Origin of the sequence: Sphingobacterium sp. JUb56 (assembly GCF_014191365.1) — a bacterium.
Lineage (GTDB): Bacteria > Bacteroidota > Bacteroidia > Sphingobacteriales > Sphingobacteriaceae > Sphingobacterium > Sphingobacterium anhuiense.
In genome coordinates this window covers 1,292,431-1,306,268 of the sequence record NZ_JACHWL010000001.1, presented here as the reverse complement: position 1 = coordinate 1,306,268, position 13,838 = coordinate 1,292,431, and the positions used below count along the sequence as shown (strand labels likewise).

General features: G+C 34.6%; 8 protein-coding genes. All 8 read right to left on the bottom strand.

The window, feature by feature from the left end; genetic code table 11:
- Nucleotides 1-14 precede the first annotated feature (14 nt).
- Nucleotides 15-2,354, bottom strand: coding sequence for a GAF domain-containing protein (locus tag FHR29_RS05225; protein ID WP_183912897.1), 2,340 nt, complete (start codon nucleotides 2,352-2,354; stop codon nucleotides 15-17).
- Nucleotides 2,355-2,427: 73 nt separating this feature from the next.
- Complete coding sequence (locus FHR29_RS05220; protein WP_183912895.1) at nucleotides 2,428-3,537, bottom strand: metallophosphoesterase; 1,110 nt, start codon at nucleotides 3,535-3,537, stop codon at nucleotides 2,428-2,430.
- Between the two features lie 3 nt (nucleotides 3,538-3,540).
- Complete coding sequence (locus tag FHR29_RS05215) at nucleotides 3,541-4,404, bottom strand: SdiA-regulated domain-containing protein (protein ID WP_183912893.1); 864 nt, start codon at nucleotides 4,402-4,404, stop codon at nucleotides 3,541-3,543.
- Nucleotides 4,394-6,466 carry a polyphosphate kinase 1 gene (ppk1, locus tag FHR29_RS05210; RefSeq protein ID WP_183912891.1) on the bottom strand — a complete coding sequence of 691 codons (2,073 nt, stop codon included), beginning with the start codon at nucleotides 6,464-6,466 and terminating at the stop codon, nucleotides 4,394-4,396. The genes FHR29_RS05215 and ppk1 overlap by 11 nt, the downstream gene beginning before the upstream one ends.
- Before the next feature lie 3 nt (nucleotides 6,467-6,469).
- Complete coding sequence (locus FHR29_RS05205) at nucleotides 6,470-7,621, bottom strand: Pycsar system effector family protein (RefSeq protein ID WP_183912889.1); 1,152 nt, start codon at nucleotides 7,619-7,621, stop codon at nucleotides 6,470-6,472.
- A 263-nt stretch (nucleotides 7,622-7,884) separates the two neighbouring features.
- Nucleotides 7,885-9,108, bottom strand: coding sequence for a hypothetical protein (locus FHR29_RS05200; RefSeq protein ID WP_183912887.1), 1,224 nt, complete (start codon nucleotides 9,106-9,108; stop codon nucleotides 7,885-7,887).
- Nucleotides 9,109-9,119: 11 nt separating this feature from the next.
- Nucleotides 9,120-10,574, bottom strand: coding sequence for a RagB/SusD family nutrient uptake outer membrane protein (locus FHR29_RS05195; RefSeq protein ID WP_183912885.1), 1,455 nt, complete (start codon nucleotides 10,572-10,574; stop codon nucleotides 9,120-9,122).
- 10 nt (nucleotides 10,575-10,584) lie between these two features.
- Nucleotides 10,585-13,713 (bottom strand): SusC/RagA family TonB-linked outer membrane protein, encoded by a 3,129-nt coding sequence (locus FHR29_RS05190; protein WP_183912883.1) that lies wholly within the window; start codon nucleotides 13,711-13,713, stop codon nucleotides 10,585-10,587.
- Nucleotides 13,714-13,838 lie beyond the last annotated feature (125 nt).

Here is a 13,838-nt window from a genome sequence, read left to right as displayed (position 1 = left end):
TTGAGTATGCTACTTTAGGCTAAATTAATTCCTATTCTCAACGCTTGCAATCCTTTAACACCCTGTAATTCTTCCAATTCCAATTCTTCTAGATCATCTAATAAAGATCCGCTCTTTTGTAGATATTGAATATATCCTAAATATTCCTTTTCCTCACGCTTTGTAAAATAGACAATAGCAATTTTACCCGGCTGAGTAAGGCGTTCGTTCGAACCTTTAATAGTCACTTTATCGATTCTCTTTTTTATAATCTGATAGCGAATATTATAAGCTCCCTCTACATCAAATCGGTGTTCATCTGTTCTAAAATTAATATCGATCAACGTAGCATTAACAAAAATAAGCTGCGTTGTTAGTAAACGTTTCTCCATTTGATCCAACAGACTATGTGTAATTTTTGCAATCGCCGCCATTGACGTCAATTGCCAAAGTCGGATATTTTTTAAGTATATCTCATTGAACTTTTTGTCTGGAGCGATAGATTGGCCTATGTAAATATCATATTCAATACCATCTGATCTAAATTTTTCAAAATAACAAGGGTAAGAATTTTGCAATTCCTTTTCAAATAACTCCAGATAACCACTTATTCCACTATTAATTAAACGTATCGATTTTTCTAAAACATTACGATTTTTATAAACAACCCCATTTAAAGGATGGATAGCATTTTCATATGCGGCAATAATCGGATGAGATTCTTTTAAATTCTCCTTAAAATAAGTGAGAACTTCAGCCACATTTTGATTAAAAAAGTCATTAAGCTGAATCTGCATACTATCCATTAATTCTTCATTAATTTCCTGTAACCATCTTCGGCAGTTGAAAATCATTTCATCAAGAATAACAATACTATTTAAGTGTTTCAATTGAATTAAGACATTCTCCAATAATTCTAATTGAACAATCATGTCCTGAAAAGCCGCCTTATTTCTTTCAATAGTTGAATTTCGAATATCGATGGCACCGTACAACGGATATATTTGTTCAAATTTAATATCACCAACAATAGGTTTAGGTTTATCTTGTTCTATTCTTTGTAAATATTCCCAAGCCTCTTGATTAAACTTCCACTGTACTGCTGATTGAAGAGATGTAAATTTTTCCTTTATAACCTCGTTTATTTTTGTCTGAAACTCAACAATTTCATCTTTTAGCAACTGTGCTAGTAAGGTACTTGCACTAAATATTCGAGCCAAAATCTGTTCATCAAGAACTGCATCTGTTTTTGTAAAGACTTCGATAACACCTACGATCTCTTTATTATGGGCTATGGGAATCAATGCATAGTTGACGATGCCCAGATCTTTCAGTCGTTCCCAAAGGAACGACATAGTTTTATCTTCAATAGGAAAATCTTTACTAAAAACAAGAATTTGGGGTTGCTTAATAAATTCATCCAGCAACTCTTGAATACGTTGCTCACTTCCTTTATTAATTTTTAATAAATCCAATAAAGCTGACGTTTTCTTTTCTTTAAAATCAAATACGACTTTGTTATTCAACTTAAAAAAAGGTAAAAGAGAAAATTCAATAGCAGGATTTCCTGCTAATGTTCTTAAAGCCATAATCACGTGTCCATAAGAATCTGCTTCATCAATTCCCCTTATAATGATATTTTTTATATTTTCAAGCGCCTGTTGTTCAGTAATATCAGTAACTGTTAAAATAGAAAAACCATCCATTTTGATTTTATTCAATGGAATCAAAGTTTTTATTATCTCAAAATTTAATGTTTTTGAAAACTCATCAATTACTTTTATCCGATCAAAAACAGGTAAATTTCCGATTACTTTTACATCTACAAAAGTATGATCGATATTGATCCGGTAATACTTTTGTAGTCCAGTCAATGCATCGATAAAGGAATGAATTATCTCAAAATGCTTTGCAGATTTTATCCCATATAACCTTTCTAATATAAATGAATACAACATCTGGATTTTCTCAGAAAACCCAACAGAATCATGTGCTAAAGCAAGTTGATTATCACATCTATACTGTTCAAGTAAAACATAGAATTTATCTGTTCCAAAACATATTTTTTGTCCTAAAGGAAAGCCCAATGCCCAATAAGTGTCCTCATCATCTTGTAATACTGGATTTAAAGATGCATGAATTAGTCTAAATTCGTTTTCAAATTGGTGAATATTGTGCTTATCCAAAGGACCATATTTTGCAAATGCTTGATTAAAATCCTTTAATACACTAGCTAAAAAGTTCTTTTTAATTGATATTTCATTTTCACCTTTTCTTTTCAGATAATTCAAAAATGGGTCAAAAGAAAGGTGGGTTTCAATTTCAGGAAATTGATCTTCCTCCTCATTTATTATAGTAAATAATGCTGATTGCATATTAAAAAATTAAATTACTAACACGACCCATCACATTTAAGATGGGAATGTGATGCAGAGTAGATTCAGTTCGTTATTTATTTGTGATTTCTGTTTTATAAGGTATCCGGTATGCATAATCTGCCTTAATACCCTTATTATCGTAAGTATAATAAGTAATCTGAGTACTTCTATCCAATAATAGATCCACAGTAACAAAACCCTGCATTGAATTTTTATAAAGTAAGTTACTATTACTTTTTATAGATGAGCTTTTTGCTCCAGAACCGCTAACAATTTGATATTGATCTCTTTTTTTTATAAACTGTAAGCCGTGATCGTGACCAGATATGTAAACATAATTCGGAACTCCCTCAAATACCGCATTTACTTGTAGTTTTAAACGTTTGTAATCCGAATGATTCATATCTTCAGGATTTGAAAACACTGTTGATCTCATTAATGGATACAATGATCCAATTACAGGTAATGGAAGGTAAAAATTTTTATTCAATATTGTAAGTGGAAAAATATGGTCCTTCCACGAATAGTAACCCGCATGAACACCGTATGAATAGAAAGGATGATGTGAAGCAACCAAAATTGTTTTATTTTTATTCTTATGAACCAATTCCTTCAGTTTTTCTATAACTTTAACTTCAGAATCACAGCCACATCTAATATTAGTATCGATCTTTTCATGAGGAAAAAGCCACCATTCACTATCATAGGCAATAATAACCAGATGATCTGAAATAGGAATTTCTACCGGATCAGGACAGCCATTTTTAGGAACTAATTGCAAAAGTGAATCTTGTTGTGCATCCAGAAAATTTCCTTGAGCTCTGATCTTTGCTAGTCCCTGTTTCCCCATCTTATCCCAATCATGATTGCCGGGTATAAAATATACCGGTGCATCAGCGACTCGCATAGGTTCATACTGTGACCTTAAGATCGATGCTGTTTCCAATTCTTCCTTACTACCGGGTAGCCCCATACCACTGGGGTAGATATTATCCCCCAAAAACATAACAGTTGTCTTCCCTTTTAAAACCAGTGCGGCGGCAAGTGGAATAATCGTTTCCTGTTTAAAATTAATCTCACCGGCATCACCAATAAAAATAACTCGGTTTACTACACTATCTTGTGCAAATACCCCAGTCATTAAAAATGAAAGAAGTGTAACACATAAAAATTTCAACATCTTTTAATTCAATTTAAATTTTAATAATGTTGCTTTATTTGCTTTATCTCCACCCTCATTACCAATATATAAACTGCCCGAATCATCAAATGCAATAGCTTCAGGCTGATTAAAAAGTGACGGATCTAATGGAAATGCGCCAACCACCTCCCATTTTTCATTTGCAACAACTAACATTTTATTAATCGAGGACAAAATATACCACTCGTTTGTCCGCTTGTTTTTAGTCAAAGCTGATGGCCGAAACTGTTTTCCTTTTAAACTACTAATTAAGTCAATTTGTTTCTCATCAATTTTAAATTCCCCTTTTTTGAAAAAATCACCCTCTTTAGAAAGTCCCAATACATAACCAGTAACTGTGCTAGACAATTTATCAACAGCACATTTCTTACATATAATATACAATAAACTGTCTGATTGAGAGGCCGCTAGTGATTCATATTCAGCTTTAGGAATCAGGTCTTTTCCTACTTTAACATTTGTAGCTTCCCTTTGAAGTATATCACTGTAAGGAAACGAATAGACTGTACCTTTACTTTCTAGCACTACAATATATCCATTACTGATGGCAATTCCCTCGTAGTCACCTTTCTTTGCAAACTTGATCTGCTGGTACTGGTGTTCACCTGGCGCAAAATAATACACCAGACCATTTTCATCCTCGTTTGCAAAGATATGTTTGGAGCTTTCTGCAGGAAATGCTATTCCAGATAGTTCATGAAGAGCATCTGGTAAAAATAATTTTTCTCCTTTATTGAAATCATAGCCCTTTGGACTCCTATAAACTTGAGTAGTTTGTGCACATGCTGTCAAGAAAAATAGACTAGCAATAGGCATACATATCAATAATAATTTTCTACCATTCATTTCCTTGCTCATTTAGTTGTTTACAATAATCATAAATACACTCTTGGGCGCGAATACCTTTATCAACAGATCTTTCGATGGAATCCATATGTTCATCCAGAACTTCAGCAGACGTATCGTCTTCCAATTGTATAGCAATAATTGTTTGAATCTCCTTTTTTAATCGTCTATTAACAATCGGAAAACAAACTTCTATCCTATTGTATATATTACGGTGCATCCAGTCTGCCGATCCTAAATACACCTGTTCTTGACCATTATTGTTAAATATAAAAACTCTACTATGTTCTAAGTATCTATCTACAATACGTCTAACGCTAATATTTTCACTTAGACCGGCAACACCCGGTATTAGACGACAGATACTCCTGACTATTAATTGAATTACCACTCCAGCTTGACTTGCCTCATACAACTTTTGGATCATGCCCTTTTCTTCTAAATTATTGACCTTAATAATAATCCATGCTGGCAATCCCATCTTTGCAGATGCAATTTCCTGATCGATGAGCTGCATAAAACCTGCTGCCAAATTATATTGTGACACCAGTAAATACTTGAAATGGGTACTATAATAGGAAGTTTGATCTCGTCTTTTTTTTAACACATTAAACACCTCCATTACTTCTTGTAAGATTTCTTGCTGAGCAGTCAATAAAACATGATCAGCATACCTATGGGCTGTTTTTTCATTCAGATTGCCCGTAGAAAGTAAACCAAAATACTGGACGGCATTACCTTGTTTTGTTTTTACTAAAGCAATTTTAGCATGCACTTTTAAATTTGGAATACTATATAGTACATTTACACCTGCTGCTTTTAATTTCTTTGCCCAATAAATATTATTTTCCTCATCAAATCTCGCTTTTAATTCCACGAAAACAGTTACTTTTTTTCCATTTTTGACTGCATTTAATACTGCATGTAGAATTTTAGAATCACTAGCTACCCGATACATGGATATATATATTTCTTCCACATCTCGACGAACCGCTGCCTCATTAAAAAATCTAAGCACCACATCATAAGACTCGTAGGGAGTATTAACGAGGATGTCTTCAACACTAATTTCATCTAACAAAGATAAAAATGAAGATTTAAACCGATAAGGTATTGGAGGTTGAGGTCTATATTTCCACTCTTTTTTATCAATCGGAAAAGAAAAAAAATCTTTTAGATTATGATAGTTACCTCCTTTTATACAACTAGATTTGCGAAGTTTAAACAACTTAATCAATGCACTTAAGAGATCATCTGGAAGATCTGGCTGATAGAGTAAACGTGTCGCTAGCCCAAAATCTCTTTTTCTGATCTGCTTTTCAATTTTCAGAAGCAACGAGCCTTCAAATTCATTATTTAACTCCAACTCTGCATCACGAGTCACCTTAAATGAATACATACCTGTAATGAAGTGATCTTTGAAAATATCTGGAAAGTTTTGCCTAATAATATCGTCAATAAAAACAATATACTTTTTATCTTCAGTGGCAACATAATAGAATCTGGGAACTTGATCCGACGGAATAGAAATCATTCCCAACTTATCAAGTTCCCCTTCTTTGAAAGTAAAAACAAAATAAAGTTGATTGTTTTTTGGAAAAAAAGTGACATCTTCGATAATAGATATTTCTAAGTATGATGCAATCCGTTCATAAAAATAATCTTTAGTTTGGTTAACAATAGTATCGGGGATTGTTTCATTATAGATGAAATGAATGTTAGCTGATTTTAAAGCAGGAATGATTTCACTTACCAAGATACTTCCAAAAAGAGATAACTGTTTTTTTATGCGTAACTTGACCTGTTTATAGATTTTAACGTCTTGCGAGTCATTATCTATGTTTTCCTGATGTTTAATCTTTTTCAAAGCAAGCAGTACGGGCATTCTAACCCGATAAAATTCGTCCAGATTTGAAGAGAAAATTGCTAAAAAATTAATTCTCTCTAATAGCGGAACTTGTTTTTTACCTGCTTCTCTCAAAATACGCTCATTAAACGATAACCAGCTCAAATCACGATTATAAAGACGTGTACTCACTTCTTCACTTTCAATGTTTAGCATACATTAGGAATTAATCAATACAACAATAATAAACGCACATACGGATACAATCAACCCGTACATAAAAATATTATAAGCTAATCGAAGTAATTTGAACTTTCTGCCCAACACAACACCCTGAGAATAGACATCTTTTATTAAAGTACTATACAGATAATCACGCTCTTCCATCATAAGTTTCATTCCGCTATTATAACTCTCTAGATTCATTCTGTAAAAGTTACCAAAAAACAACAAATTGACTTTTTTACTTTTCAAATCTTCATCGGTGTATTTTCCGTCCGGAACAGATGGTCGCGTTGCCAGAATAGCAATCACCATAGTTGCTAAACTAGTAAATAATAAAATTGATGTAGGAAATATTAAATGAGCATTATTGTCTAATTTACGTAATAGGAGCGCAATAACAACAGATAATATTATCGAATTAACAGTGATTAGGATATTGGATTTATTATCAGCCATATCACTTAAACGCTGATTATTAGTCGAGGTGATGCGAAACATTGTCTCAATCCCTCTTTCAGGTCTCCCGTTCTTTTTTTCTTGATCAGCAGTTCCAGAATTTTCTTTTTGTTTCAAAACCGTCATATTCTGCTGCTTTTTATTTTCTAGTAAATTACGACCATAATCCGTATGATAATGATGATCTTCCATTAATTTAATCGTATTTTTTCGCCACTCATCTTTACTCACTACATATCCACAAGCTTTCGCTTCTTGACGCATCAATTTATTGCGGGCATCAAAGCGATCGCTGCCTAAGTGAAATAAATCAGCATCACAAACAATTTCTTCCAATAGATTCTTTGGTGATTGCGGTAATTTTGTCGCTAATATACAGCCAGACACAGACTGAATAAAACTATCATTAACATCTTTTGAATGAAGGAAATCTGAAGCAATGGCCGCACTCCTCTCTTCATGACTATCTTTGCCATGAACACAATAACCAAGATCATGAAAATAGGCTGATAACGTTACAATTGCGGTGTCGCGCTCTTCAAGATTATAATAACTTGCCATTTTCTGAACTGCATCCACAACCTCCTGCGTATGTGCATCATTATGGAAGCTGAATTTTGAAAGGTCATGTTCATCCATATACTTATGTACAAATTCGGCCGTTTCCTTTATCAATTGAGAGTAGTCCATAAAATATAAATTAGTTTGGGTTGATCGTAATCAATACTGATTCAATATACATTACTATTATTTAAAGATAAGAATTAAATAATATCTTCTTAAGATCCATCCAAACAAAGATCATTTATTTTTGGCAGATATGGATGAAAATAATCATCCTAAAAGATACGATAAATAATAATATTACATTTTTCAAAAAAAGCCGAATACATTTTTGTATCCGGCTTTTTTTATCATTATTTATAAATTAAGGTTACATATAGCACTTTCTCTTATTTAAACTGATTTATAGGTTTTGATACCGTTCTGAGTTTCGTATCATTATTTTGTAATTCCACCCATGCAAAATATACCTGATCTCCTACAAGCTCCATCTGAGGAAAACCACTCTTTCGACTAGATGAAAGTTGTGTAACTTTTCTCAACGGACCGCTTGTACCATCTTTATTAACGAGCATCGCATATAGATAAGTTAAATCACCTTCAGTTTGCATCCAGCTTACTATCGCTTGGTCAGTATCAACAAGGGCTACATCAACACGCCCAAGTACACCCTTGTTACTGATCAATATAGGATCCATAAACTGCTCTCCACCATTACCTGAAAACACCAGTTGCACACGAGGAGTTTCATCTGATGCAGTAAACCATGCAACCGCTAAAGTATTACCAATAGCAGCTGATTTTGGTCCATTCACAGGACAACCCTGGATAAACCAATTATCGGCATGAATAGGAACCGGTTTAGTCCACCCATTTCCCACCTTTCTTACAATAACAATATCACGTATATTATCAGAAGTACAGTCTCTATACAGTACCACCGGCCCATTTGCTGTTAGGCTAGTAGTCGTTTGACAGCAAGTACATGCACTGTCATCAACAATAGTTTCATCTTGTATTTCACCCTGAGCTGTTACTTCCGCAACCCTTACACTCATTGTTCCACTATGATGTCCATGAGCATGAGCATCAGTAACCATATTTCGACCATCTAACCAAGTAACCAAAAAACTACTGTCACGATAAGGAATCATAGATACAAATCCATGTTCAGTAGCCGTATGGTCACTGTGCAACAATTTATAATAAGTAGATCCTTGATGATCAGAAACATTAAATTTAATATCATAAGCCATCTTACCTGTGGTTGAGAGTTGTAGATAATGACTCAATATCTTCCCTTTATGCATAGTAATCATAGGATAATCGGCCCAATTCACAAACCAGTTTTTACCAGAAGCTAGTAGTACCTGTGGTTGCCATTTCCCGTTTTGAAGCTTACTGTACCGTAAGCTAGGATTCGAGTTAGATACTGTATCTACCCAAGATAAATATAATTGCCCCATATAAGACGTTAGATGTGGCAGAACAGCATTTGATCCTTCTTCAAATGGAATTTCCTGAAAATCAGTTTCCTTTTTCAGCTTATTATCACATGCAGACAGCAATAGTATCATATATAGCAATCCAATTATTTTAATTGTATTTTTCATAAGAATAACTTTTAGTAACCAATAGTTTGTTTCATTCCACTAGCGCTAATTTCATTAGCCGGAATCGGATAGATCATTTTTACAGATATAGCTGGTATATTCAAATTTTTACTATTAAGTCCAGTATTGATATGATCAGTTAGCTTCCTTTCTAAAGCCGTTCCAGTTCTGATCAAATCATAGATTTCATGCCCCTCTAGTGCTAATTCTTTCCGTCTCTCCTTTGCAATTCTATTTAATAGCCCCACACCACTTTCAGTAGCCCTATCCCGTTGAAAATCGCCAGTTCTTCGTTTAATCAACATATTTAAATAACGAAGTGCAGCTTCTTCTCCTCCTGTGGCCCCATTTGCACAAGCCTCAGCAGCAATTAACACAATCTCTGAAAGCCTGATGACAGGAATGTTATGAATACTTAAGCCAGACCCACCACTTCTATTGATGTATTTCACAAAAGCATTCTTCGTCCCTTCCTTATCAGTCAATAGTAGATTAGCACGTGGATCTGCAACATATTCCCGCAGTAAATCAATAAAAGTCTGTGTCGCTAAAATATCTCCCTGTCCCCCTGCTCTAAAATCAAATTGAGCACCTAAACCATTACTCCCCGGCGAGTTATCATTTGTGACACTGAGCTCAAATATTGATTCAGAAGTATAATCTGAAAAAACATAATTCGTCAATCCCATCAGTTTTTCTTCAGGTATAACTTCCATTACTTTTTGAGCATAATGAAGTGCCATCTGCCAATTCTCTTGATACAAATATACTCTTGCCATAAGCGCCTGTACTCCAACTTTAGTAATATACTTGGAACTCCCTGCTGCGGGAACACTCTCCTTTAGCAAAGTTTCAGCCATCTGTAAATCCATCAAGATCTGATTGTATGTCTGTGCCAGGGTTCCTCTTTCAATAACCACCTCATTTGGTGTAAGCTTTAATGGAATCCCCTGTGACTTTCCTTTATCCTTTATCCATGGATATGCAAATGTTCTGGAAAGATCAAAATAGACCATTCCACGTAATGCCAAAGATTCAGCTTTAATTTGTGCACGAAGTGCATCATCACCAATAGCACGATCTATATTAGCCAAAATAAGATTGAGGTTGCCGATTACTTTATAACATTGCAACCATAATATCGACGCACTACCGTTGTTATTACCACTTTCTTCATAACGATATTCGATCTGTTCATAATTTCTTGGATTGTATATGGTTTGTACGAATCTAAAATCTGAACTTTTTACGGCAGATCGCTTATATAGCACTCTTCCCAAATAATTACCATTTGAAATTTCATTATATGATCCCGCGAGCAAGCGTTTTAACTTGTCTACCGAATTGATCACCAGTTCTTCTGATATGACATGATCCGGCTTTTGATTTAATAAGTCCTTCTGACACCCCATAAGGATTGTCAAAATCAGCATAAAAGCTCCACTTATATAGTATTTATTTCTCATGTAAGATATCTTATAATTTGAATTGAACGCCTATTAAAACACTTCTCGAAGTTGGCGTTTGAAATAAATTGACTCCATTAGTAATTGCTTCAGGATCAAAATCGTCTAATCTTGTCCATAAAAGCAGATTATCGCCTTGAATAAAACAGGTAGCACCTTGCAAAAACCTAAATTTATCCAAATGATAGCTCAACCGTATATTTCTAACCTTTAAATAATCGGCATTATATAGATGTCTGGTAGACACATCATTTGAAAAAGTATTATTACCGTTAATGCGTATCGGTACTTTTGAATCTGGATTAAGTGGGGTCCAAGGGTTCAATTGAGCTTTTGTGCTTGTAAACTGTGGTAAAAAACCATCATCATCACGTTTAAATGCAGTCCAATCATAAGCTTTGCCTCCAATTCCATAATTTAACAATACATCAAGACTAAATTTTTTGAAATTAAATTGATTTAAAAAACCTCCTTGAACCTTTTGTACAGCGTTTCCGAAAATTCCAAATCCGGCCTCCTCTGCATTTGTCGTCAGCTCGCCTGTTCTTCTTCCATCATTAAGAACATGGTAGCTTGCCAAACCATTTTCATGGTTTACTCCAGCATAATCTCTTAGATAAAATGAATTTAAGCTTTCGCCAACTTTAGTAATAAGGGGATTTTGACCGTTGGATGAACTATAGGTCGGAATAAGATCAGATGGTAACTTAGTAATTTCATTATGGAGGATGGTCCCATTAATACGTGTATCCCACTTCAAGTCTTTATGGTCAATTACTCTGTATTTCATACTAAATTCCCAACCCCAATTCTTCATTTCGCCATAATTTTGCAATTGGCTAGTGAATCCTGTAGTTGAAGAAACCGGTATATTTAACAATAAATTGCTCGTTTTTTTATTAAAATAATCTAATGTAATATCTAAAATATTAAACAATCGCGCATCTAAACCCAAATCAATATTTTTACTTAGCTCCCAAGATAAATTCGGATTAGCTAACTGTCCATAAGACAATCCCGATTCCGAAGCATAAGCCTTACCTGCCGTCGTGAAAAAACCTAAAGAAGCATAAGAAGCTGGCGGCAGATTTCCGTTAGTCCCCATACTTCCTCTAAGTTTTAAAAGATTAATTTTATTATGATTAATAAAATTCTCATCAGAGATTAACCATGCTCCCGAAACCGACCAAAAATTACCCCAACGGGAATCTTTTCCAAATCGCGATGAGCCATCACTTCGTATACTTCCAGAAATAAAATATTTATTGGATAAATTATAATTCAAACGACTGAAATAAGAAATCAAAGCATAGTTATCCGATTGACCATTCCATGACCACAATGTTCCAATACTGCTCGAAGACAATAATTCATTATCCAAAATATCATATCCTGAATTATTAATGGACTTCATTTTGGATTCCTCTGCCTCAAATCCAGCAAGAATATCAAAAGAATGCTTATTTATCCTATTTTGATAAGACAATATATTAGAAGTCATTAATTGAGAACGCTGTCCCTGAGCAACATAAAGCGCTCCATTCCATTGTCCTCCTCCAGCTCCAAATACTTTATTATCATATAAAGTCTCTTCCAGACTTTGATGATCAATACCTAAAGTTGATTTAAATTTAATTGAATAAGGTAATACTAATTCTGCAAAGGCTGACCCCCTTAACCGCAAATCTTTATTTTCATATTTCCCCACTTCAATCACTCCGATAGGGTTAGCATTTTTTTCAATGAGATTTGGTAGGTCTGCTATTCCCTGATAACCGTTTTTATCATATATAGAAGCTGCCTGCGGCAAGACCCTAGCCATAAATAAAGGATTTAATCCGCCAACGTATTCTGAATCATACTGTCCGCTATTACGGTCTGATTGAGCGACAGATAAATTTGCTCCTAAGTTTAACCATGATTTAGCCCTATTCTCCATATTCAACCTACCGGATTTTCGTTCTAGGTCAGATTTGATAATCGTACCATTTTGTTTTAGATATTCACCCGATGCGTAAAAAAGAGTCGACTCATTCCCTCCACTTGCAGCAATAGAATACTGTTGTGTAGTTCCTGTTCTGTAAATGGCATCTAACCAGTTTGAATTCGCATCATCATGACCATAAACGGAAGAATAATCTTTTTGAGCCAAAGATTGATAATGTTGTAACAACTGTGAATCGTTATAAATACGGGTATAATCCGATCCTTCATTATTTTGAATATATTGATTCACCTGACCAACTTGCCAAAGCTGTTTAAAGTCCTGATTTGAAATAGTCTTCTCTTTAGTTAGATTAGAAAGTATTCCGCCTTGCGAAAGTACACTGAGAATAGTTTCCCCCTTACGTCCTTTTTTTGTCGTGATTAAGATAACACCATTTGCAGCTCTTGAACCATACAGAGAAGCAGCGGCCGCATCTTTCAAAACAGTAATACTTTCAATATCATTTGAATTGATGGATGTCAGTGGATTAATTTGATTAACGGCACCGTTACCTCCTATTTTTGAATTGTTATCACTGTTCATAACAACTCCATCCAATACATAAAGAGGTTCTCTAATTCCATTAATCGAACCCATCCCCCTAATCTGAACACTCGACTTACCACCAGGTTGACCGGTAGTATAAACAAGAAGGCCTGTCACATTTCCCTGCAATGAAGTCTCAAAACTTGCCGCTGATGTTTTCGTTAAGTTATCCGCTTTTATCTCCTGTAACGAGCCCGTGAAATTACGCTTATTGGCACTGCCGTATGCAGTCACCACAACTTCATCAATAATACTCGACTCCTCTTCTAGCGTAACCAAGACTTTATGCCCTGCATTAACTTGGATAAGCTTATTTTTAAAACCAACTGCAGAAAATTGCAATGTGACAGTATTATTATTAGTTTTTAATGAAAATTGACCGTACTGGTTCGTTTGAGTGCGATTAACTGTTCCCGCCTCGACTACAGTCACATGAGCAATTGGGTTACCCTTAGCATCCTCAACGGCCCCAGTAATCGTAATCTGTTTAAATAAAATCTGGTCTGGATATACTCCTGCAAATAGCGTCCGACTATTGATCAATTGCAATGTAATGATCAAGCCGAGCACATAACCTAGTCCCATAGGACTTTTAGATAGTGGCATAATGACATAAAATACTTGTTTGGCTCACATGACAGTCGCTTACATTATAGTTCATATAATGCAACAAAAAACTTCATAATCGGAACCATCCAATTGTTAAAACTGATGTAAAATAAGGCCTGTAG

What these genes read in the sequence shown, in the direction of transcription:
- FHR29_RS05225 (WP_183912897.1), bottom strand. Translation starts at nt 2,354, where the DNA reads ATGCAATCAGCATTATTTACTATAATAAATGAGGAGGAAGATCAATTT.
- FHR29_RS05220 (WP_183912895.1), bottom strand. Translation starts at nt 3,537, where the DNA reads ATGTTGAAATTTTTATGTGTTACACTTCTTTCATTTTTAATGACTGGG.
- FHR29_RS05215 (WP_183912893.1), bottom strand. Translation starts at nt 4,404, where the DNA reads ATGAATGGTAGAAAATTATTATTGATATGTATGCCTATTGCTAGTCTA.
- ppk1 (WP_183912891.1), bottom strand. Translation starts at nt 6,466, where the DNA reads ATGCTAAACATTGAAAGTGAAGAAGTGAGTACACGTCTTTATAATCGT.
- FHR29_RS05205 (WP_183912889.1), bottom strand. Translation starts at nt 7,621, where the DNA reads ATGGACTACTCTCAATTGATAAAGGAAACGGCCGAATTTGTACATAAG.
- FHR29_RS05200 (WP_183912887.1), bottom strand. Translation starts at nt 9,108, where the DNA reads ATGAAAAATACAATTAAAATAATTGGATTGCTATATATGATACTATTG.
- FHR29_RS05195 (WP_183912885.1), bottom strand. Translation starts at nt 10,574, where the DNA reads ATGAGAAATAAATACTATATAAGTGGAGCTTTTATGCTGATTTTGACA.
- FHR29_RS05190 (WP_183912883.1), bottom strand. Translation starts at nt 13,713, where the DNA reads ATGCCACTATCTAAAAGTCCTATGGGACTAGGTTATGTGCTCGGCTTG.